The following is a 21,276-nucleotide window of genomic DNA, read 5'->3' as shown; positions in this document are numbered from 1 at the left end:
TTGATAAAAAAGGTTGATGTTGTTTTGCATTAAAAATAGAATAAAATTTAAAAAATACGATAGTATTAGCTATAAAAAAACCGCCTCGTAATAGATGACGAGGCGGCTGGTTTTGTTTTTAAATTGTGATACAATATCTAAGCTGGTGCGCTTCCCAAAAGGCGGGTACTTCAGGATTAATTTAAAAAAGTTCGGCCTCTATTATTTTAATTTGATGAAATTGGCCTATTTATCAAATGGGTCTTTGCTTTTGGTGCAAAGGCTGCGCAGATAAACCAGAGCATTGTACACACGTTCTGCATCTTTTTCTACGCTAAAGCCTCCAATAGTTATTCTACCTATGGATGAATCGAGTGCCAAACTAACATAATATGGATGATTGAACCAAATTGCTATTCCCTTATCATATTGTGAATAAAAAGCTATGTGAGTTTCGGGCAAATCAAATAGATTAACTGTTTTATCACCAGCAGTAACCGTTCCATTCCTTGTCACGGTAATTTTTGACCACCTAGACGTATCAATTTTATCATTTATATATTTCACCGTTTCATCAAAGGTCATATTTTGAGCTTTAACTGTAAAGGCTGTTATTGAAAGCAGGAGGATGAGTAGTATTTTTTTCATGTTGGGGAATATTGCATTTAATTTATTTTGATATAAATATAAAAAGCTATGTTTCTTGGACGGGTTTCGTTTCCAACGCCGGAAACTGCATAATCATATTCCGAACCTCTTGGATAATGATAAGACTTTTGCGTGGGATCAGTCGACCTCATAGACTCGGGAGAATGATGTTGCTCTGCCTTATTGGGATATCCGTCTCCGGCATTTCCTGTCCAGCCGTGATTATGCGGCCCAACGATATCAGCTTCAAATTGCCCAACCAGCCTTACACGACCATATTCTTTAAAAAAAGGATCAATACTGGCGTCTTGCCGGTCGTAATTCAGTCCACGTAAAAACATCCCCCTGGCATCCGGTATATTGATTATTGAAAAACGCTTTTGAAGCTGGCTGCCATCTACCTTTCGACCATCCAACAGCACCCATCCGTTGCCATTTACTTTTTTAAATTGATCCGGAGACAAGATGGAGTACTTAACATCGCCCAAACTATCTGTAGAACTTTGATCCCTTTGCGTAAAAGCATATCCGGTAAGTATAAGCCCAATTACGGACACGGTGATAATAAATTTCTTCATGTAATTATCTGATTATGTGATTATTAAAAGGTATAATTATTGTTGGCACGTATAGCTAAAAGATATCATTGTTACCTGGTGGCCAGCTTTTTTTTCGTAAGCTATCGTTTCGTACATATCGTCCTGAGCTTTTTGACGGGTTAAGAAGTCGCTACCATAGCTGGCGCAACTGTGTTCCACTTTACCAAGATCAAATTTCTCGTCGGTATTTGCTCTAAGATATTTACCAAAACTCTTTTCAACATTTAACCAAAACAAATGATCCCTACTCTCTTTACACTCGGAATACGGAGGTTCATAAATGATCTGGCTAAACATGGCCTTATTCGATTCAGACCCTCTAACAAATGCATAGCCGTAAATGCCTTTATAGCCTTTGGCAGCTATCTTAACATGATGAAGTTCGTTTGTATGTCTGATTTTACTTTCAAAGGCGCTAAGGCACATGGTTGTTAACAGCAGGAAGAATAATAAAAGCGATTGTCTAACTTTCATAATAATTAAATATTTATTGTTTAATAGTATTCTAATTACATATCGGGTTTTAAAATATCCGGTATTATATTGAATAAAATGTCAAGCAAATTTCTGGTGACAGTTACTAAGGTATCAGCTATTGCATAGCTAAATAATATAAAAAAAACACTTTAAAAAATACCCGTTTCCGGGTATTTTTTAAAGGCAAATAATGCCTAATTACCCTATAAACCTGAGTTCGATTAATAAATGAGATAATATTTGTCAATCAAAGGAAATGTAAGTATATTTAAGTATCTGACATTCAAATATTTAAATACATTTCCAGATGATTGACTACGATAAAATTACTGATATTTTTTGTATTGTTGACGAGTTTTGCAAGGACTTTGATGCCACTACCCAGCCATTCCTGTTAGGTAAGCCATCTAAACGCCCTCCAACCATGTCTAAAAGCGAGATCATATCCATTTGTATGCTTTTTCATTTAAGTGGCTTCCGGTGTTTTAAACACTTCTATATCTTCTATCTGCAAAGGCACATGCAGCGTGAGTTTCCTAACACCGTATCCTACAACCGCTTTGTAGAACTTAGCCAAAGTGTGCTGATGCCCATGTCTATCTTTCTCAAAACCTGCTGCTTAGGCTTATGTACTGGCATTTCGTTCGTTGATTCTACACCGATAAGGGTATGCCATACCAAACGGATTAAAAGAAATAAGGTATTTAAAGGCATTGCCGAAGTAGGCAAATCAACCATGGGCTGGTTTTATGGCTTTAAGCTCCATATCGTCCTTAGCGACAAGGGTGAAATACTCAACTTCGCTATTACACAGGCCAACGTAGATGACCGGGAACCACTTAAAAACGAAGCTTTCCTGAAAGCTGTTTTTGGCAAACTGTTTGCCGACAAAGGCTATATATCAGAAAAACTGACCAAAATATTGTTTGTTGGTGATATACACCTCATAACCAATATCCGTAACAATATGAAAAACAGCCTGATGACCATGAACGACAAAATCATGCTCCGCAAGAGATCGGTCATAGAGACTGTTAATGATGAACTCAAAAACATCTGCCAGGTCGAACATTCAAGACACCGCTCTTTTACTAACTTTATCACTAATATCGTATCCGGATTGATCGCTTACTCATTTCTCCCTAAAAAACCTTCCATATCCTACCAACAAAATCGATCTAATCAAATTCTTGCTTTCTGATTAATCGAACTCAGGTCTATAATATTGTTATTTTAGCAGTAACCTTCTTATTATGATTAAAAACGGCATCAGACACAAATGTCAAAATTACCCCGGCTCACATAACGAGCCATCCGAGGCTATTAATGTTGTATAGTCTTTTAAGCTGGCAAAAAACATTATTCTTTACATTCCCCAATGGATATAGAAAGCAAAATCCGCAACCAGATTGAACAAATAAATGCAGTTGCCAACCTGTTCCCTGGTGTTATAATTATCCACCGTATGCCCGGTTTTACGTTGGAATATATGTCGCCAAACGGGCTGGCGCAATTGGGTATCAGCTTAGAAGAATTTAGAAGTTATACCGTGCTGGAGTATACCGAAAAATATTTCAACCTGAAGGATGCGGAAGACTATACCCCCAAATTACACCACATGATTGATTGTAATACCGACGAGGAGGTTACCTTTTTTCAGCAGGTGAAAATAAATGGCAGCCCGGATTGGGCCTGGCACATGAGTATCATAAAAATTTTAATGCGCGATGATAAAGGTCTTCCGCTACTGATAATTAATGTGGCCTTTAAGGTTGATCCTATGCAACACATTACCACAAAAGTTGAGCGTATTTTAAAGGAAAACGACTTTTTGCAAAAAAACATGCACCGGTTTTCGCAACTAACAAAACGCGAGTGCGCCGTTTTAAAACAACTGGCATTGGGCAAAAGTTCGGCAGAAACCGCCGATGAGCTTTTTATCGCCATTGGTACCGTAGAAACGCATCGCAAAAACATCAGAAAGAAATTGAATACCACAGCTTATTTCGAGCTGTGTGAGTATGCAAGAGCTTTTGATTTAATATAACCCGGCAGCATTCTGCCGGGCCTTTACCTGAGGTAATTTGTATCATCATCTTTTCCATACTACTCCTTATTCATTCTAACAATACGTGGATAAAACTTGCCCTGAATATCAACCAGATCGCCTTGCGCAGCTATTACAGTCTCGATATCCTTGTAAGCCAAGGGGTTTTCTTCAACTGTGCCGCCAATTAGTGTTACACCTGCATTGGTCAACAACTTTTTCATAGCCGAAACCGTCATATTATCCTTAGCCTTTTGCCTGCTCATGGCCCGGCCCGCACCATGTGATGCGGAGTACAAAGCATCATTCGCGCCCTTGCCAGCCACCAAATATGCGGGTGTTGTCATACTGCCTGGAATAATACCCAGTTCTCCGGCGTGTGCGGGTGTGGCACCCTTACGGTGGATAATCACATTCCGCCCATCAGCCAACTGATCTTTCCAGGCAAAATTGTGGTGGTTCTCTACCACGTGCAAAGCTTTCAAGCCTAACGCATTTAAGAGGTTGGCGTGGATACGCTCGTGGCAAGCTTTGGCATAATCACCCGCTAAAGTCATGGTTAGCCAATATTCTTGCCCTGCTTCGCTGTTCATATCCAGCCAAGCTAGTTGCTGTGCATGGCGCGGAAGTTTACAGGTATTCATGGCTATTTGCGTGTAATGCCTTGCTATTGCCGATCCCAATCCTCGGCTCCCCGAATGCGTTAACAAAGCCGTGTACTTTTTAGCCGGTAAGCCTAAGATGTTATCAGCCAAAAGCTCGATCTCACCAAATTCCACAAAGTGGTTACCGCTGCCCGATGTGCCCAATTGCCTTACCGCTTTACTGCGTAGCGGTTTCAAAAATGGAATTTCATTAAATACCGGGCTATCCAGCACTTCATGCTCCTGCCTTACCTCCAAGCCACCCTCCATACCAAAATGGGTATGATTTTTTAAGGCTTGCTTAATTTGGTAGTCAAACCGTTTTAAAAAGCCGTCGCTCTCATCAATAATGGATAGCGCCATGCGGCAGCCAATATCCATACCTACAGCATACGGTATCACGGCGTTATCTGTAGCCAAAACACCGCCAATAGGTAAGCCAAAGCCCATATGCGCGTCGGGCATTAATGCACCTTGTACGCTTATGGGAAGCAAGTTAGCCAACTCCATTTGTTTTTTTGTCGATTGCTCAATGCCCTTGCTGCCATAAGTTTTACAAAACACCGGTTCATCCCGCAATTCAAATGTTTTAAACAATGGCGCATCCGTTTTGCCGATCACCTTTTCGGCTATCTTGCTTGTTAATTCATCATCCAGAAATGCTTCCGGATCGTTCTTAATATTCACCAGCAGGTCAAGCAATTGCTGCTTACTGTGGTGTTTGAAATTTTTAGAGGCTATACCAATAACCAGGCTTCGCAACTGATCGTTATGGTAACCTATTTTACTTAAATCTTTTGTTCGTAAATTGCCCATGTGGGTTATGTTTCTAATTCCAGGTATACCTCTTTAGGGCTGTACCTGGGTATGTTTTTAAATTTGTTAATGTATTTGGCCGGCTCGTAATACCAACTGTGCCAACGATAACGGCATCCGTATTTAAGCTTGTCTATGCGCGGTGTTAAATAGTGGTTATCAACGTGATTCTTGGTTTGCGATAGTTCCCGTTCAATATCCACATCTAACAATTTAGTATGAGTAACCATGTTAGGCTCAACCTTCAATACATAGCGCCAAGGTTCGTTAAACACATATTTCATATTTGCGCGCCTTGTTTTTATATCAAAGGTTTCAACAAGGGTAAAGCAGGCCATTTCCTGTTCGGTTAAGCCTATCTTGTTATTGTTCCAGCAATATGCCAAAAACTCCTTTAACGCTTGTTTAGTTTGCACGTAGCCATACCTGCTTCTCCGTCGCTTTTTCCGTTTAAACGCTTTATCACGATCATGCTGAACCGTATTTATTTTACTGAGCAACGTGGTATAAAACTCAGCCCTTGGGCTATGCTTTAAATCGTCGCGAAGTACAAAAAAACGTTTCCAACCGCGTTGGTACGGATATTCAAGGGGCACCATTGGCAAAAGTGCCCGTTGCTCCCAAAGCTCCTTTCTGCGTTTATATAGCTGTATCAGTTGCTTATCCCGGTGTGTTTTTACGAGCCGCCTTTTGCGCCGTGCCGTTTTGATACAGCGCGGCCATTCATGTGTGTTCATCACACTTGGTATTTAATTTTGCTTTGAAATGTTATTAGATCTCCGTTTCGTCCTTGAATAAGGATATACCCTTTTTATGAGTGCTCAACAAAAACCCAATAAATTAATTCGGCAGGCAAAAACAAACAGCGTGGCAGCTAAAGCAGCCTCAACTTATTTTTAATAAAAAAGCATAGTGTTTGCCTACCTAATGGGCAATGAGCGAAAGGGGCGATATGTAGCGTAGCTCTGTCATGATTCCTTGATATTTAAATGGTTAACAAATAAGGAATTGGATGCAAAGATATAATTTTATTTATATTTTGGCACAACAAGATTTTTTTTTAGAATTTGGGCAAAAAACAAAATCGTTTAGCTTAATTGATTATCAATCAATTAAGCTAAACGATTTTGTATAAGTGTTGTTAATTTGAGCCCTAAAAAAGGGCTTCGCTTTATAATTCTTTGCGCAACCTGGCTACCGGGATATTCATTTGCTCGCGGTATTTGGCAACGGTGCGGCGGGCTATGTTATAACCTTTATCTTTTAGTATTTCGGTAAGCTTTTCGTCGGCAAGGGGATGGTGCTTGTCTTCGGCACCAATAAAATCTTCCAATATTTTTTTCACTTCTTTGTTTGATACCTCTTCGCCACTTTCCATTTGTATAGCTTCGCTAAAAAACGATTTCAGTAAAAAAGTACCGTGTTCGGTTTGTACATATTTGGAGTTGGCCACGCGCGATACGGTTGATATATCCATCCCTATCCTATCGGCTATATCCTTCAATATCATCGGGCGCAGGTTACGGTCGTCCCCTGTTAAAAAGTACTCGTATTGGTATTGCATTATGGCATTCATGGTTTTAAGCAAAGTTTGCTGCCTTTGCTTAATGGCATCAATAAACCACTTTGCCGAATCCAACTTTTGCTTTACAAACTGCACTGCCTCACGCAATTTTTTATCCTTTTGCGACGATTTATCGTAATGCTCAAACATATCCTGATACGAGCGACTTACGCGAAGTTCGGGCGCATTTTTTGAGTTAAGCGTAAGTATGAGTACACCATCGTTATTGCTGATATGAAAATCGGGTATCACCTGCATTTGCTTGGTGTTTACCTCGTTGCTATCGCCGGGTTTGGGGTTAAGTTTAAGTATCTCGTTCACAACACCCTTTAACTCGTCGGATGTCATGTTGAGTTGCCGTTCCATTTTATCGTAATGTTTACGGGTAAACTCGTCAAGGTAATCCTCAACCACCATAATTGCCTTTTTTACAATAAGGTCATGCTGGTCTTTTTTACGTAATTGTATCAGCAGGCATTCCTGCAAATCGCGTGCGCCCACACCGGCGGGGTCAAAGCTTTGTATCAGCTTCAGCATTTCCTCTACTTCTTCGTCTTCGGCCATTACGTTTTGCGAAAACGCCAAATCGTCCGTTATCGACATAATGGGCCGGCGGAGGTAACCATCATCATCCAAGCTTCCAATTATTTGCTGGCCTATCCTAAAATCCTTGTCTGATAAGGGTACAAGGTCCAGTTGTGCCTGTAAACTCTCAAAAAACGACGATTGGATAGCTATCGGTATTTCCTTGCGTTCCTCGTCATCGTCGCCATTTTGATCGTAACGCGAGCCGTAGTCGTTTACGTTGTCTTCTTGCAGATAGTCGTCTATATTAAACTCATCAAAATCGCTCTGTTCGGCATCGTCTTTATTAAAGGTATCATCATCAGGATCACGGTCGGGATACTGTTCCTCAGGCTCCGACATGTTCGACAAGCTAAAATCTTCGAGGGCAGGGTTTTCCTCCAATTCTTCTTTAATACGGGTATCTAACGATACAGTGGGCACCTGCAACAATTTAATAAATTGTATTTGCTGAGGTGATAATTTTTGTAAAAGTTTTTGTTGTAAATTTTGTTTTAGCATAACTGACGTGCAAAAATACATTAAATAGCCGAAGAATAAAGCAAGCCTATGCCCTCAATTTAGTGCCGGTTTTAATATACTTAGATACGATAATGAGTTTTTATGAAAATATTAAACTAAACAAATCAAAAATTGTTCGACTTTTGCGATTATTTAATTCAACATAAATTAGCATTATGGGTTTTTTATCAGAATTTAAGCAGTTTGCTGTAAAAGGAAATGTAGTTGACCTGGCAGTGGGCGTTATTATTGGAGCAGCTTTTGGTAAAATAGTTGATTCGGTTGTTAACGATTTAATAACACCGTTAGTTGGCATATTTTTCAAGGCCGATTTTAGCAATATTTACGTACCACTATCATCAAAAGTACCCAAAGGACTGGCTTTAGCCGATGCTAAAAAGTTGGGACCCGTATTTGCATGGGGAAATTTTTTAACCGTTACGCTTAACTTTTTAATTTTAGCATTTATAGTTTTTTTAATTGTTAAAGGCATTAACGCCCTTAAACGCCGCGAAGAAGCTAAACCCACCGAACCAGCTGCACCAAGTAAGGAAGAGGTTTTATTGACCGAGATAAGGGATTTATTGGCTAAAAAAGCTTAATTAGCCGCTTTAAAATCTGTAAGAATAATATAATCGGCCAGGTTGGTGTATTTGCTCCAATCTGGTTGATTTATATCCGTACCGGATAAAGACGCGATGTTTAAAACCCTTAGGCCTGGGCTATATTTTTTTAATTGAGCTACGGCACCCAATTTTTCTTCGCTGTGAAAACCGCCGTTCATCTGGAATATTTTAATGCCCGGATGCACCTTTAAGTATTGTGCAATTGACCACGCCATTGTTGCATCCCAAAGGTTTTGCGATTGATAAATTTGCATACCCGGCATACTGCTGTGCCCACCCATTATGGTTTCAAATTTTTGATAGTATTTGCCCGCAGCGGTATCAATAGGCAATGGTGGCAAATGCGATTTGCCCGTGGCATCTAACTTATCCAAACCGCTTAAGCCCATCCGGGTAACCATATTGGTATACCGGGCCGGTGCGTTAGCGGCTATTAAATTGATATTACTTGCCTTAGCTAACTCTACAAGCGGGCGGTAATCTTTATAATTAGGCCATGCACGGGCATCGGTTATAAAATTTTTTTCGCGTATCAATCCTTTTAAATACTCGTTTACTACGGGTTGGGTATCGGTTTCAAACATTTCCATAGATAGCGCAACGCGGGCAGGGTATTTTGCTATTAGCGTTTTAAGGATGGTTAATTCCATGTAGTGCGCTGTTGTATCATTATGCTCTTCGCCAAAAAACAACACATTAGCACTGGCCATATCGGCAACAATATCATCAATGGTTACTGTTTTACCGGTTGCGGTGTTGTATATTTTATAATGGTCCGCCATTTTTTGCTGCCCAAAGGCCAAAAAAGTGCTAAATAACAGGCTAACTGCAAGTATGTTTTTCATATATTAAAGCTAAAGTAAGGCTTATGTTGGTATGTGGATAATTTTACTATAAAAAATATACCGAAGGTTTGAATTATAAAAAAAGTACGCTATATTTGCGCTCTTGTTTTTAAAACAGCGAATATAAGTAAATAGTCATGAAAAGAACGTTTCAGCCTTCTCAACGTAAAAGAAGAAATAAACACGGATTCCGTGAGCGCATGTCAACAGCAAATGGTAGAAGGATTTTAGCTTCCCGCAGAGCCAAAGGCAGAAAAAGATTAACAGTATCTGACGAGCGTCGTCATAAAGCATAGTACTTAATTGCTTTCTCCGGATATTTTTGGAGACTGATGCCGGTATATTTTTTGTTTTCGGTTCAGTAGCAATAGTATGTATACATTTAAAAAAGAAGAACGGTTGTGTAATAAAAAGCTTATTGATAAGCTTTTTCATAACGGTTCTTCTTTTTTATGTTACCCCTTTAAAATATCCTGGCTTGCCGCTCCGGCAAACCAACAAGTGCCTGTGCAGGTAGTTTTCGCGGTAGCAAAAAAACGTTACAAGCACGCTGTAGATCGTAACCTAATCAAACGCCGCATGCGTGAGGCTTACCGTATTTTAAAGCAACAAGCCTTATACGATAGCCTATGTGCCGCCGATAAAAACATATTACTATCAATAGGTTTTATTGGTAAAGAAATAGCGGACTATAGCATGATAGAAAAAAAGATGCTCAAAACGTTGTTGCAGGTTAACACTCAGGCTTTAGCAGCATTACCATGAAATTTATAGGCAATATATTAAACACTATTGTTGGTGGTTTTTTTATTGTTTTAATTAAGCTATACCAGTTCACTTTATCGCCGTTATTGGGTGCGCAATGCCGCTACACTCCCACTTGCTCCCAATATGGTATTCAAGCTATAAAAAAACATGGCGCCTTTAAAGGCGGATGGTTAACTTTGAAACGTATTGCCAGTTGCAACCCATGGGGTGGACACGGGCATAACCCTGTACCCTGAAAATATAGCATGAGCCTAATACTACTGATAGAAACCGCCACTACAGCTTGCTCTGTTGCTTTGGCGAATGACGACCAAGTTATCGCCTTACGGGAAGTTGACCAGCGTAATATCCATGCCGAGGTGATTACCGTTTTTATTGACGAACTTTTTAAACAAACCGATAAATTATTTACTGATATTGATGCGGTAGTGGTTAGTGCAGGGCCAGGATCGTACACGGGTTTGCGCATTGGGGTGTCGACCGCTAAGGGGTTGTGCTTTTCGATAGATAAGCCCTTGGTTGCCGTTGAAACCTTATTAGCCATGGCTTACGGTTTTATTAAACGCGGCGACATCAATATAACGCCAGATACCCTGCTTTGCCCAATGATAGATGCCCGTCGCATGGAAGTTTATACTGCATTATTTGATGCAGCCGGAAACGAATTGAAGCCTACAACAGCCGACATTATTGATGAACAGAGCTTTGCCGCCGTACTTGCTACAAACAGGGTGATATTTTTTGGCGACGGTGCTGCAAAATGTAAGGAAGCTTTAAGCCACCAACCAAATGCTATTTTTGCCCAAAGTTTTTCAAATTCGGCAACTGATTTATTGCTCCCTGGCATTAAAAAAATAAACAACAACACCTTTGAGGATGTTGCCTATTTTGAACCCTTTTATTTAAAAGACTTTATTGCGGGTGTTAAAAAGAAATAACACATTAACGAAAGATAAAACTGCGATTAGCGTATACATAAAGCAATATTTTTAATTTATATATAAAACGATTAACTATTTTGTGCTTTTGTAACTGCCTTTGTTTTTAAACTTGTGTTTGGCAAAAGCAATTTTATTTAAAGCACCCCGGTTACTATATATACAATAATTAAACCTAAATTAAAAACAGCAAAAAAATGTTAAAACACACCATAAAGGCACATTTACAAGCGTTTAGAAATTATTGTTTAATTAAATAGTAGAAATTAGATTTACATTTAGGGAAAGTATTTCCCCAATCACATAACGAGTAAAAAGATGGCAGAAATAGAAGACCCCACCGAAGCATTGAACGAGCATATTCACGAAGGTGCACACCACGCAGAAGCCGAGGGTAATAAGTGGATAGTTTATGTTGCACTTACCACAGCAATTATAGCCGTAGTAAGCGCCGTTACCAGCCTTGTTGCAGCCTATCACTCGGACGAAGCAATGTTGAGCCAGATACATGCCAGCGACCAGTGGGCATATTACCAGGCCAAAGGCATCAAAAGCGAAATATTGGAATCCGACGGAAAAATATTGAAAGCTATGGGCAAACAACCTATCGCTGCCGATGAAGAAAAAATTAAGGATAACAAAAAGGAACAGCAAGAAATAATGGACAAGGCTAAAGAAGCCGAAGCCGAATCGCGCGAGCATGTAGAGAGTCATAATATATTGGCTCGCTCGGTTACCCTTTTCCAGATAGCTATAGCAATAGGCGCTATTTCTATACTAATTAAAAAGAGAATTTACTGGATAATCAGCTTATCGTTTGCTGCACTGGCTACCTTCTTTTTTGTGATGCAATTGTTAGGGAAGTAAAGAGTTAAACTCTGGTAACGCCAAACTAACTATTCTGTAAGCAATTTAAATCGTTTTCTCAGGCGGGCCATAAAACTTTAGACCCATAATACCAACAATTATCATAATGATAAAGCAAAACTCTACTACAGATATTTTTTGTTTAAAGTAAAGCAGTTCTATTAGTTTGAGCACAACTATGGTCATGGCCGTCCAAACGGAATATGCGGTAGAATTACTGAGTGATTTTAAAGCAAGCGAAAAGAAAAATATATTGCCCACGCCAAAAATGATATAGCCTAAAAGCGGTATCAAGGCAGGCAAGCCGCCATCTAATTTATAAAAATTATCAAACCTGATGGTTTTGAGCTGGGCCAAACTAAAGTATTTTACTGAGTAAGTCCAAAGGGCTTCAAACAGGGATGCGATAAACAAAAATAACCAGCGCAAATTTGATATGTATTAGTGAATAATAATTAGGTAACTAACCTGCAAGATATAAAATTGTTTTTAAACATCTTGCAATTCTGTTTGAACAGCATAGTCATTATTTTTCACAACTCCTGTTTTGCTTGTACCGGCTTTTTGTTTTGAGGTAAACTGCAGTTTAAAAAATTTAATAATATTGGGCCTTAGGTTATAATAATGCCTAAACCATTTATATTTTAACAACTTATTTTCATCAAAACGTTTTATTGAAAAAGCGTGTTGCAAAAAGTAATCTTTTGGGAAATCATAGTGCAAGCCCCAGTTTTCGGGTTCGTTGCCGGGTTTAAAACCGGGATCGTAAACGGTGCCGAACAAATAATCCCAAATGGCAAACTTGGTAGAAAAATTAGCATGAAAAACCTCCTGGTAATTAGCATGGTGCCACTGGTGCAGTGTGGGGCTGTTGATGATATACTTTAACTTACCCAACCTAACGTTGATATTGGCATGTATAAACATACCTTGCACGGCATCTAACATAGCCTTAATAGGCACCACTACCGAATTTGGCCCAAGCAATATAATAATGGGGGCAAACTCAACGGTTTGGTTAATGATGATCTCGACGGCGTGCGAACGGGAGCCAGCCATAAAATCGACATGCTTGCCCGAATGGTGTGCCTCGTGCGTGCGCCAAAAAAACTTACTATAATGCTGAAAGCGGTGGAAGAGATAAATATATAAATCGTGAGTAACTACAAAAAAAACAACCTGTAACCAAACAGGCCAGGCTTGAAACGCTTGTACCCCATCCCAATGCACGTGTTGCTGCATGGGTGCTATAATGTAATCAAAGATCAATATCTTTAAAAAAAAGCTTTGAATAAGGGTGTACCAAACCAAGTCGACCCAAAAACCATCGCGAAAAAATGGCAAACCTTTACGGTAAGGAGAAATGCGCTCCCATGCTATCATAACTCCTATCCAACAAAATAAAATGATGGAAGTTACTACGGTTACGTGCTGCAAATGTTCGTCTGGACCAGTCATTGTTTTACTTGAATTATTAATCAACCTTGTCATTGCGAGGTACGAAGCAATCGCACGGTGTAGGGCATATTCGCCCTATAAAACGCCTTTCCTCTGTGCGATTGCCGCGCTACCGCTCGCAACAACAAAAATTTATATTTTCCGGCTATGCTTACTTTACTTCACTTGGCGTGTTGATGTTAACACGAAGGCGTTTCATCGGGCCAATTTCACTTTCGTACACTTTTTTCACACCATCGCCTAGTGCGCTTTCAACATCACGAATATCGCGCACCATACGTTGAAAACCTTGCGGCTCAACTGAAGCTGCATGGTCAGATCCCCACATGGCCCTGTCAAGTGTAAAGTGGCGTTCAACAAAGGTAGCGCCCATCACGGCAGCAGCCAATGTAGTTGCCAAACCTGTTTCGTGGCCCGAATAGCCTATAGGTGCTTCCGGATATTTTGCCGCCAGCGTTGGGATCATTTTCAGGTTCAATTCTTCGGGTTTACATGGGTACGCCGAAGTAGAATGAGCCATCATTAAAGGGTAATTAGGATCGAAATCATAAACCAGTTTCATGGCGTCTTCTATCTCCTGCATGGTTGACATACCTGAAGATAACATTAACGGACGACCGGTGGCTAATATTTTCTCTATCAGCGGAAAATCTGTTAATGATGCCGAAGCCAGTTTATAAACCGGGGTGTCAAACTGTTCCATAAAATCAACCGAATCAACATCCCATACCGATACAAACCAATCAATACCTAATTTTTTGCAATAAGCATCAATGGCACTGTATTCGTCAAAACCAAACTCGGTTTTACGTTTGTAATCAATATAGCTCATGCGGCCCCAAGGGGTATCCCGCATAATTTCCCACTGATCTTTAGGCACGCATATTTCGGGTGTGCGCTTTTGAAACTTAACGGCATCTACGTGTGCAGCAGCGGCTTCGTCAATTAATTTTTTTGCAATATCAAGCGAACCATTGTGGTTAATGCCAATTTCGGCAATAATATAACATGGCTCTCCGGCTCCAATTTTACGACCGGTATTTAAACTGATAACTTTACTCATTTTAGTTTTTATTACTATTTGATTGAACCGAAATTATTAACTCGGCAAATTCTCTAAAACATCCATTGCCACCATTGGCCTGGCATATATAATCTACCTTATCTTTTACAAAATACAAACCATCGGCAGGGGTTGCGGTAAAACCAACCATAGCCATAATTTCTAAATCGTTGGCATCATCGCCTATATAGGCTATCTGCCACGCTTCCAGTTGCAAACTGCTCAAAATATGGCGCAACACTGCAGGTTTATCTTTAATACCCAAATACAGTTGGGTTATTTTTAATTTTTCGGCACGTTTAGCCACTGAGGGCGAAAGTTCGCCGGTAATAATACCTGTTTCTATGCCTGCTAAATTGCGTAACCGCTCCACTCCCATCCCATCGCGGATGTTAAATTTTTTGAGCACTTCACCCGCTTCGCCATAATAAACGCCTGCATCGGTTAGTACACCATCGCAATCGGTTATCAGCATTTTTATTTTTTCGGCTTTAGCCTTTAGTTCAGTAGTCATTAGTTCATTAGTCATTGGTCTTATCTCTTTTAAATTGTTAGGGTTGGTTCATTTATATATTGGAATAACAACCAAATAAACTAATGAACCAGTGAACCAATGAACTAAATAGCCGTCCAGCCTCCGTCAACAACTAAATTAGCCCCCGTCATGTATGCCGAGGCATCGCTGGCTAAAAACACTAATGCTCCCTGGTAATCATCGGCTTTTGCCATACGGCCAAGTAAGGTTTTTGACGAATAATTGCCAACAAAAAACTCATCCTGGCTATTCTCAACACCGCCTGGCGACAAGGTATTTACCCTTACACCCTTATTGCCCCAATAGGCCGCTAAAAAACGTGTAAAATTGATAACTGCACCCTTAGTAACCGGATATGCTGCCGATTTAAAAAAGGTTTGTTCGCCACAGCTATTTTTATAAATGCTTTGATCGGGACCAACCATACCATAGGTTGAGGCTACGTTAATAATGCTGCCGCTACCTTGCTCGGCCATTACGGTGCCTAATATTTGCGAGCATAAAAACACGCCGGTAACGTTAACATCCAATGATTTTTGAAAAGCATCCAAAGGATAATTTTCAAATGCCGAAAGATCTTTAGCCATTGCCGGGTTTTCGAACATATCGTTAATAGCGGCATTGTTAACCAACACATCTATCGAGCCATATTTGGCTACAATTTTATCGCGGGCAGCTTTTAACGATTCCTGGCTGGTAACGTTAACACCCAAACCTAAATGCTGTGCGCCCAGTTCGGCAGCAAACATTTTTGAATATTCTTCATTTACGTCGGCAACAACAACATTAGCACCGGCGTGTGCCAAAGCTTCGCAATGCTTTTTACCTATCAGGCCCAAAGCACCGGTAACAACGGCAGTTTTATCTTTTAGTGAAAACAAATCCATTTAAACGGTTGCTTTTTTAGGTTTAATGTTATAATCGCTCACCTTACGGAAAACGGCTTCAAGCACTTCGCCCTTCAGGTAACTTTTTACATTTCCGCTTTCAATGGCTTCCTTCATTATCGGCATTACATCGCGGTAAGCAGATAAGGTATAGGCCAAATCTTCGTTGCTGTGGCTAAAACACATGTTATGGAAACCAGCCCAAAGCACACCGCGTTTTATCATTTCCTGCTGCATTAAGGCTTTTACTTCTAATCCGTTTCCGGCATCGGGCGTAAAGGTTACCATGCTGCGGCAGTTGTAACCAACGCATTTAGTGTATTTGTCCATCCCGGTTTCAATAGCAATGGTATTGTAACCATCTTTCATAATAGCACCTTTTTCGTCGAGATATTGCGGAACGTTTTTGTCTTGCAATTCTTTAATAGTTGCTATGGATGCCGCTAACGATAATGTTTCGCCACCAAAAGTAGTATAGCTAAACACTTCCGAATTGAAAAGCTCCATCACATCCCAACGGCCTGTAAGGATAGCGATTGGCATACCATTAGCACAAGCTTTTGAGTACACAGCCAAATCGGGCTTTACATCAAAATATTCTTGCGCGCCGCCTATGGCTATGCGGAAACCTGTCCACATTTCATCAAATATTAAAAGCGTTCCGTTTGCTTTACAAACTTCGGCAAGCTCTTTTAAAAAGCCTGGCTTAGGTGCTTCAAAAATAAAAGGTTCTAATATTAAAGCGGCAACGGTTTCGTCCAAAGCTTCTTTTATGCTTTCGATATTGTTATAATCAAAAGTGTAAGTCATGTTTTGGATGCTTTCGGGTATACCTGCATTACGGCTGGTAACGCCTATATACCAATCGTGCCAGCCGTGGTAACCGCAGCAAAAAATAGTTTCGCGGCCTGTAAACGCACGCGCCACGCGGATGGCTGCCGAACAAACGTCGGCACCTGTTTTTGATATTTTTACAGCCTCAGCATTTGGGATGATAGATTGGATCAACTCAGAAAACTCAACCTCCAAAGGGTGCATCAGCGAAAAGGTAATACCTTCTTCTAATTGCTTTTTAATGGCTTCATCAACAGCGGGGTATGCATAACCCAAAGATATAGGGCCAATAGCGGCGTTAAAATCAATGTATTCGTTACCGTCAACATCCCAAACATGTGAGCCTAAACCTTTTTGAATGTATTTTGGGGCCACGCCTTTTGTCCACTGGCCGGGGCCTTTGGCTAAGGTTTGGGTAACCGGGGCCTGCACTTTAAGCGCACGCTCATACAGTTCGTTTGATTTTTCGATAACCGGATAATCGGTATTAAATTTTACAGTATTTGGCATTATTTTAAGTTAAAAGTCAAAATTAAAAAGTCAAAAAATTTGAATATCATGAAATAAAAATGCGTCATTGCGAGGTACGAAGCAATCCCCTACTTACAGAGCCGCACTTCAGGTTCGCTTGCCCTAAAGAGATTGCTTCGGGCCTCGCAATAACGTGGCTGCAGGGGATGACCAAACTTTTCATTTTTAGATACTGTTGTCTATCGTTTATTATTCAGCAAATTCGGGAGTTGCAATTTCCGGCTGGATGGCGTTTGTTGTATGGCCCAATATTTTTTCGGCAATTTGTTTGCCTGTAAAGCCTTCGTACTCTAATACTGCCGGTAGTAAAGCTGGCTTAAACCATTTACCATCTAAACCATAAGGCATTACCTTGGCTGTGGTTTGGTGTTTTAACAAGGTTTCGGCAACTATGCTGTATAAACCGCCAATGTTAAAATGATCTTCTAAAGTAACCACCAGGTTAGATTTTGCCGCCTTTAAAATAGCTTGCTCATCAACCGGTTTTAGGCTGCGCATGTTAACCAACCCAACCGATACGCCTTGCTCTTTTAAAATATTAACGGCTACTAAAGCCTGCTCAAACAACAAGCCGTAAGTTAATATGGTAACGTCTGTACCTTCGCAAATCACTTCGGCTTTACCAATTTCAAACGGAGTATGGTTATAATCTGTTTGGCGGGTGTTAATACGCACGTATGCCGGGTTTGGCGATGCCCAGATTGCTGGCAACATACCAACCAAATCTTGCTCATCGGCAGCCGCAAAAACGGTTACGTTAGGTATGCCGCGCATGATAGAAATATCCTCTACCGCCTGATGTGTTGGCCCGTTACCGTCCGACAAAAAGCCGGGAATAAATGAGCTTAATTTAACAGGCAAATTAGGTATACCGGCATCTGTGCGGATAAATTCGAAAGCACGCATGCTTAAAAAAGTTGCCAGTGCATGTAATACCGGGATACGGCCACGCAGTGCTAAACCGGCGGCAGCACCAACCATGGTTTGCTCGGTAATACCGGTATCAACAAAACGCTTGCCTAATTTTGCAGGCAGGTTACGTACCAAAGCACGGTTCTCTGCCGTCATCACTACAAAGCGGTCGTCTTCGAGGGCCAGTTTGGTTAATAATTCTTCGTACGACATATTATCTTACTACTAAAGTTTCTGATGTTAATTCGGTTACTTCTTCTCCGGCCAATTCTTTTAATAACGATTCTACTTCGTCGTGATTAAAATTGCAGAACCAGCGGTCGGCACGGGCCTCAATGCTTGGTAAACCTTTACCGCGAACGGTATCGGCTATTACAACGTTCAACTTTCCTTCCTGAAATGGATATGCATTAAACGCTTCGCGCAAGGCTTCAAAGCTATGGCCATCAATACGTTTAACGGCTGCGCCAAAAGCTGTAAATTTATCATGCAATGGCTCCAACGGAATTAAATCTTCGGTGGCCATGTTAGCCTGGAAATGGTTACGGTCAACCACAAAAATAAGGTTATCCAGTTTATGCGCACCGGCTACCAAAACAGCTTCCCAGCACGAGCCTTCGTTTAATTCGCCATCACCTAAAATACATATTACCTTGTTGTTGCCACCACGCATTTTTATATCCAAAGCAACACCCAAAGCTACAGATGGTAAATGGCCAAGCGAGCCCGAATGGAACTCGATACCATCTATTTTGGTATTAGGGTGCCAGTAAATATGATCGGATGTAGAAAGGTGATTTTTTAGCCTTTCGGGATCCATTAAACCAATCTCGGCAAATGTTCCGTAAAGGGCCGGCACATCGTGTCCTTTAGAAAGGAACAAGTAATCGCGGTTCGGATCGTCCAGATTATCTTTATTGATGTTTAAATACTCGGCGTAAAGGTAAACGATAAGGTCGGTTGCGGATAAAGAAGCGCCTACAAAGCAGCCACCATCTGTTGACATGCGGATAATGTGCTGGCGAACTTTAAACGCGATATCCTTTAAATCACTCATATTAAAAATTGTTATTTATTTATCATTAGCGTTATTGCGAGTTACAAAGCAATCTCTAAGTTAAACAAACGAGCCTTATAATAAGCGGCTCTGCATAGCTTAGATGTTGCTCGCGCTACGACGCGTTTTTATTGTTTTTCATTCCAATTTAATCTTACAAATATAGCAACAATGTTACTGATTTGTTAATGATCTGGTGTTTTGAGCACTCACAGTTTTTAACTCATCCAGGTGGTTGCGGTACCAGTTAACACCCGCGTAATCGGCATTTATCTGGTAAATTCCGGGCTTTTCATTAAGTAAGGCTAAAATATCAGCACACGAAAAATTTACTTTAGCAGGATATAACTCCTGGTAAACCCGGTTAATAAAATCGTAATCGGATTGATAGTCTATAGTAAAACGGTGCGACATGGAATAATCTAAACCTGTTGACCAGGTTACATTGGCTATCCTAAATTTATCCGGGTGTTCCCAAATATAAGGCGTGGTATGTTCCAACTCTAAAGGGCGGGAGGCCTCGTGCCATGTTTTTTCGAGGCAAGGCATTGTCATAATTTCTACATCATTACCATCCGGAAAAGTGGCTGGGTGCAGGTTACTTACAAAGTCGTATTCGCCCTGGTGGTTAAAATAAAAATCAAGCACCTCGTCAATAATCTGCGGGTCTATCAGCGGGCAATCCGATGGGATTTTAATTACCAAATCGGCATGGTACTGCTTGCCTGCCTGGTAATGCCTGTCTAGGCAATTATCTAAACTGCCCCGGTAACAGGGCACGCCAATAATGCCAGCTTCGGCTTCAATTAAATCGTCTTTAGCATCGGTAGATGTTGCAATAACAACCTGTACCTGGTGTTTTACCATTAGCAAACGTTCTACCATGCGGTAAAGCAAGCTTTTGCCCAAAATGGGTAACAATACCTTGCCCGGTAAACGGCTTGACGACATGCGTGCCTGCACAACTATTACTATTTTTGTTAACCCTTGAGCCATTATATAATTAGGCGGATGCCACTTTTAATGCCGAGTTACCGGTGTATTTAAATAAAGCGGGCCTAAACTTATAGTTTTTAGCGAAATCTTCTTTAGGGCCTTTAAAATCAACAAAACTGCGACAAACGTTGGCAATATTGCGCGACGATGTGCCACCGTTTTGTATGGGCGTAAGGCGTTTTAAATCGTCGATATTAAAATAGGAATGTACTTTTTTACCTAAGGCTATACCGGTGTAAACTACGGTTGAGTATTGGGTAATCAATTCTTCACAATTAGCTATCATCTCGTTAGTGCTGCCGGCCTGAAATATAAGTGCGTTTTCGGGAGCATACTTGCGTATTTCGCGCTGGGCACGGGCGTATTTTTCGTTAGGATGAAGTTTAAACAGCATTTGGCGGCCATTGGCTATTTGCACGCAGCGTTTTATAAATGCCGGCCGGTTTTCAAAACGATAGGTTTCGCGCATATCCGTGGTGGCAACCATTACATAACCGTTATACGGAAAATCATTATTTACAAACTGCTCCAAATTATCATAATTGGGCATGCCGGTAACAATAATTTTCGAAGCCTCGGTTCCCGAATCCTCAAAATACTTTTTATAGCCAGGCGAGGCAGTGCAATAAATGTCGCAAATGTTAGATGAGCCGTTGAGCGAGGTATCGCAGCTTAACCACAACGGCAAGCCAAGGGCCTTAACAACTTTACTTTTTACGTTAAATTTATCAACCATGCCCTCCTGCACCCAAATTGTTTTGGTGTTGGTCATCCTTTTGGGGATGATAAGATCGGAGCAAAAAACAACCAAATCGTAATCGTTTTTTTCGGCACGATAATCTATCGGCAGGTTATGACTTCTGAGATAGCTTTCAGATTTTTCTTTAAAATTATTGCCAAGTGCGCTGCCATTAATAATTGTTGTGTGCTTTAAAGCCGTATTAATAATGGGCGAATCGGTAAAAAGATGGCTGAACCAACAATCATACTCCGGTAACTCCCTCGAAATCTGGTGCATCTGAATCGTTTGATTTGGCGATCCGGTAGTAAATAAAATTTTCCTTCGCATTTTTTACACTTAGGTATAATTAATTAGACC

Annotated in this window: 25 protein-coding genes; 8 read left to right on the top strand and 17 right to left on the bottom strand. The window is 40.6% G+C overall.

From position 1 onward, the window contains the following. Window positions 1-225 precede the first annotated feature (225 nt). The 3 genes from BDD43_RS15885 to BDD43_RS15875 are packed head-to-tail and all read right to left on the bottom strand — an operon-like array spanning window position 226 to window position 1,700. On the bottom strand, window positions 226-627 hold the full coding sequence (locus BDD43_RS15885) for a hypothetical protein (RefSeq protein WP_121198595.1): 402 nt from the start codon (window positions 625-627) through the stop codon (window positions 226-228). Between the two features lie 17 nt (window positions 628-644). Continuing rightward, the gene (locus BDD43_RS15880) at window positions 645-1,205 is read right to left on the bottom strand and encodes a hypothetical protein (RefSeq protein ID WP_121198594.1); all 561 of its coding nucleotides are present in this window, start codon (window positions 1,203-1,205) and stop codon (window positions 645-647) included. A 36-nt stretch (window positions 1,206-1,241) separates the two neighbouring features. Beyond that, complete coding sequence (locus BDD43_RS15875; protein ID WP_121198593.1) at window positions 1,242-1,700, bottom strand: hypothetical protein; 459 nt, start codon at window positions 1,698-1,700, stop codon at window positions 1,242-1,244. 310 nt (window positions 1,701-2,010) lie between these two features. On the opposite strand from BDD43_RS15875, the gene BDD43_RS15870 reads away from it, so the two are divergent. Together BDD43_RS15870 and BDD43_RS15865 are read left to right on the top strand one after the other, a co-directional pair. Continuing rightward, window positions 2,011-2,904 carry an IS982 family transposase gene (locus tag BDD43_RS15870; RefSeq protein WP_121198299.1) on the top strand — a complete coding sequence of 298 codons (894 nt, stop codon included), beginning with the start codon at window positions 2,011-2,013 and terminating at the stop codon, window positions 2,902-2,904. A 177-nt stretch (window positions 2,905-3,081) separates the two neighbouring features. After that, window positions 3,082-3,750 carry a helix-turn-helix transcriptional regulator gene (locus tag BDD43_RS15865; protein WP_121198592.1) on the top strand — a complete coding sequence of 223 codons (669 nt, stop codon included), beginning with the start codon at window positions 3,082-3,084 and terminating at the stop codon, window positions 3,748-3,750. A 59-nt stretch (window positions 3,751-3,809) separates the two neighbouring features. On the opposite strand, the gene BDD43_RS15855 is transcribed toward BDD43_RS15865, so the two are convergent. The 3 genes from BDD43_RS15855 to rpoN all read right to left on the bottom strand — a co-directional run bounded on the left by BDD43_RS15855 (window position 3,810) and on the right by rpoN (window position 7,860). Further along, window positions 3,810-5,210 carry an RtcB family protein gene (locus tag BDD43_RS15855; RefSeq protein ID WP_121198591.1) on the bottom strand — a complete coding sequence of 467 codons (1,401 nt, stop codon included), beginning with the start codon at window positions 5,208-5,210 and terminating at the stop codon, window positions 3,810-3,812. 5 nt (window positions 5,211-5,215) lie between these two features. Then, window positions 5,216-5,947, bottom strand: a complete 732-nt coding sequence (locus BDD43_RS15850) for a hypothetical protein (protein WP_121198590.1) — start codon at window positions 5,945-5,947, stop codon at window positions 5,216-5,218. Between the two features lie 434 nt (window positions 5,948-6,381). Next, window positions 6,382-7,860 carry an RNA polymerase factor sigma-54 gene (rpoN, locus tag BDD43_RS15845; RefSeq protein ID WP_121198589.1) on the bottom strand — a complete coding sequence of 493 codons (1,479 nt, stop codon included), beginning with the start codon at window positions 7,858-7,860 and terminating at the stop codon, window positions 6,382-6,384. Between the two features lie 176 nt (window positions 7,861-8,036). Here rpoN and mscL point away from each other — a divergent pair, with 176 nt between their 5' ends. Further along, a complete protein-coding gene (mscL, locus tag BDD43_RS15840) occupies window positions 8,037-8,462 on the top strand; it encodes a large conductance mechanosensitive channel protein MscL (RefSeq protein WP_211339682.1) in 426 nt (141 codons plus the stop codon). On the opposite strand, the gene BDD43_RS15835 is transcribed toward mscL, so the two are convergent. Next, window positions 8,459-9,331: a ChaN family lipoprotein gene (locus tag BDD43_RS15835; protein ID WP_121198587.1), complete on the bottom strand. Its 873-nt coding sequence runs from the start codon at window positions 9,329-9,331 to the stop codon at window positions 8,459-8,461. The genes mscL and BDD43_RS15835 overlap by 4 nt on opposite strands. A 137-nt stretch (window positions 9,332-9,468) precedes the next feature. On the opposite strand from BDD43_RS15835, the gene rpmH reads away from it, so the two are divergent. The 5 genes from rpmH (at window position 9,469) to BDD43_RS15810 (ending at window position 11,904) form a co-directional block, all read left to right on the top strand. Then, window positions 9,469-9,627, top strand: coding sequence for a 50S ribosomal protein L34 (rpmH, locus tag BDD43_RS15830; protein ID WP_121198586.1), 159 nt, complete (start codon window positions 9,469-9,471; stop codon window positions 9,625-9,627). A gap of 76 nt (window positions 9,628-9,703) precedes the next feature. After that, window positions 9,704-10,096, top strand: a complete 393-nt coding sequence (gene rnpA, locus BDD43_RS15825; protein ID WP_121198585.1) for a ribonuclease P protein component — start codon at window positions 9,704-9,706, stop codon at window positions 10,094-10,096. Continuing rightward, the gene (gene yidD / locus BDD43_RS15820; RefSeq protein ID WP_121198584.1) at window positions 10,093-10,335 is read left to right on the top strand and encodes a membrane protein insertion efficiency factor YidD; all 243 of its coding nucleotides are present in this window, start codon (window positions 10,093-10,095) and stop codon (window positions 10,333-10,335) included. The genes rnpA and yidD overlap by 4 nt, the downstream gene beginning before the upstream one ends. Window positions 10,336-10,344: 9 nt before the next feature. Further along, window positions 10,345-11,037 carry a tRNA (adenosine(37)-N6)-threonylcarbamoyltransferase complex dimerization subunit type 1 TsaB gene (gene tsaB, locus BDD43_RS15815; RefSeq protein WP_121198583.1) on the top strand — a complete coding sequence of 231 codons (693 nt, stop codon included), beginning with the start codon at window positions 10,345-10,347 and terminating at the stop codon, window positions 11,035-11,037. A 318-nt stretch (window positions 11,038-11,355) separates the two neighbouring features. Further along, window positions 11,356-11,904 (top strand): DUF4337 domain-containing protein, encoded by a 549-nt coding sequence (locus BDD43_RS15810; protein ID WP_121198582.1) that lies wholly within the window; start codon window positions 11,356-11,358, stop codon window positions 11,902-11,904. Window positions 11,905-11,949: 45 nt separating this feature from the next. On the opposite strand, the gene BDD43_RS15805 is transcribed toward BDD43_RS15810, so the two are convergent. The 10 genes from BDD43_RS15805 to BDD43_RS15760 all read right to left on the bottom strand — a co-directional run bounded on the left by BDD43_RS15805 (window position 11,950) and on the right by BDD43_RS15760 (window position 21,246). Then, on the bottom strand, window positions 11,950-12,333 hold the full coding sequence (locus BDD43_RS15805) for a DMT family transporter (protein WP_121198581.1): 384 nt from the start codon (window positions 12,331-12,333) through the stop codon (window positions 11,950-11,952). Between the two features lie 60 nt (window positions 12,334-12,393). Continuing rightward, a complete protein-coding gene (locus BDD43_RS15800; protein WP_121198580.1) occupies window positions 12,394-13,362 on the bottom strand; it encodes a sterol desaturase family protein in 969 nt (322 codons plus the stop codon). Between the two features lie 151 nt (window positions 13,363-13,513). Beyond that, window positions 13,514-14,425 carry an N-acetylneuraminate synthase family protein gene (locus tag BDD43_RS15795; RefSeq protein WP_121198579.1) on the bottom strand — a complete coding sequence of 304 codons (912 nt, stop codon included), beginning with the start codon at window positions 14,423-14,425 and terminating at the stop codon, window positions 13,514-13,516. 1 nt (window position 14,426) lies between these two features. Beyond that, a complete protein-coding gene (locus BDD43_RS15790; RefSeq protein WP_121198578.1) occupies window positions 14,427-14,954 on the bottom strand; it encodes a KdsC family phosphatase in 528 nt (175 codons plus the stop codon). Between the two features lie 89 nt (window positions 14,955-15,043). Then, a complete protein-coding gene (locus tag BDD43_RS15785; RefSeq protein WP_121198577.1) occupies window positions 15,044-15,847 on the bottom strand; it encodes an SDR family oxidoreductase in 804 nt (267 codons plus the stop codon). Then, window positions 15,848-17,191: an aminotransferase class III-fold pyridoxal phosphate-dependent enzyme gene (locus tag BDD43_RS15780; protein ID WP_121198576.1), complete on the bottom strand. Its 1,344-nt coding sequence runs from the start codon at window positions 17,189-17,191 to the stop codon at window positions 15,848-15,850. Window positions 17,192-17,401: 210 nt separating this feature from the next. Then, complete coding sequence (locus tag BDD43_RS15775) at window positions 17,402-18,337, bottom strand: transketolase family protein (protein ID WP_121198575.1); 936 nt, start codon at window positions 18,335-18,337, stop codon at window positions 17,402-17,404. Between the two features lies 1 nt (window position 18,338). After that, entirely contained in the window at window positions 18,339-19,181 is an 843-nt protein-coding gene (locus BDD43_RS15770; RefSeq protein ID WP_121198574.1) for a transketolase, read from the bottom strand. Between the two features lie 174 nt (window positions 19,182-19,355). After that, the gene (locus BDD43_RS15765) at window positions 19,356-20,177 is read right to left on the bottom strand and encodes a cytidylyltransferase domain-containing protein (protein WP_121198573.1); all 822 of its coding nucleotides are present in this window, start codon (window positions 20,175-20,177) and stop codon (window positions 19,356-19,358) included. Window positions 20,178-20,184: 7 nt separating this feature from the next. Continuing rightward, window positions 20,185-21,246: a hypothetical protein gene (locus BDD43_RS15760; protein WP_121198572.1), complete on the bottom strand. Its 1,062-nt coding sequence runs from the start codon at window positions 21,244-21,246 to the stop codon at window positions 20,185-20,187. Between the last annotated feature and the right edge of the window lie 30 nt (window positions 21,247-21,276).

The organism is Mucilaginibacter gracilis (assembly GCF_003633615.1).
In the GTDB taxonomy this organism is placed as follows: Bacteria; Bacteroidota; Bacteroidia; order Sphingobacteriales; family Sphingobacteriaceae; genus Mucilaginibacter; species Mucilaginibacter gracilis.
Note: the sequence above shows the minus strand (reverse complement) of the source record. Positions and strands in the feature narration are given on the sequence as shown.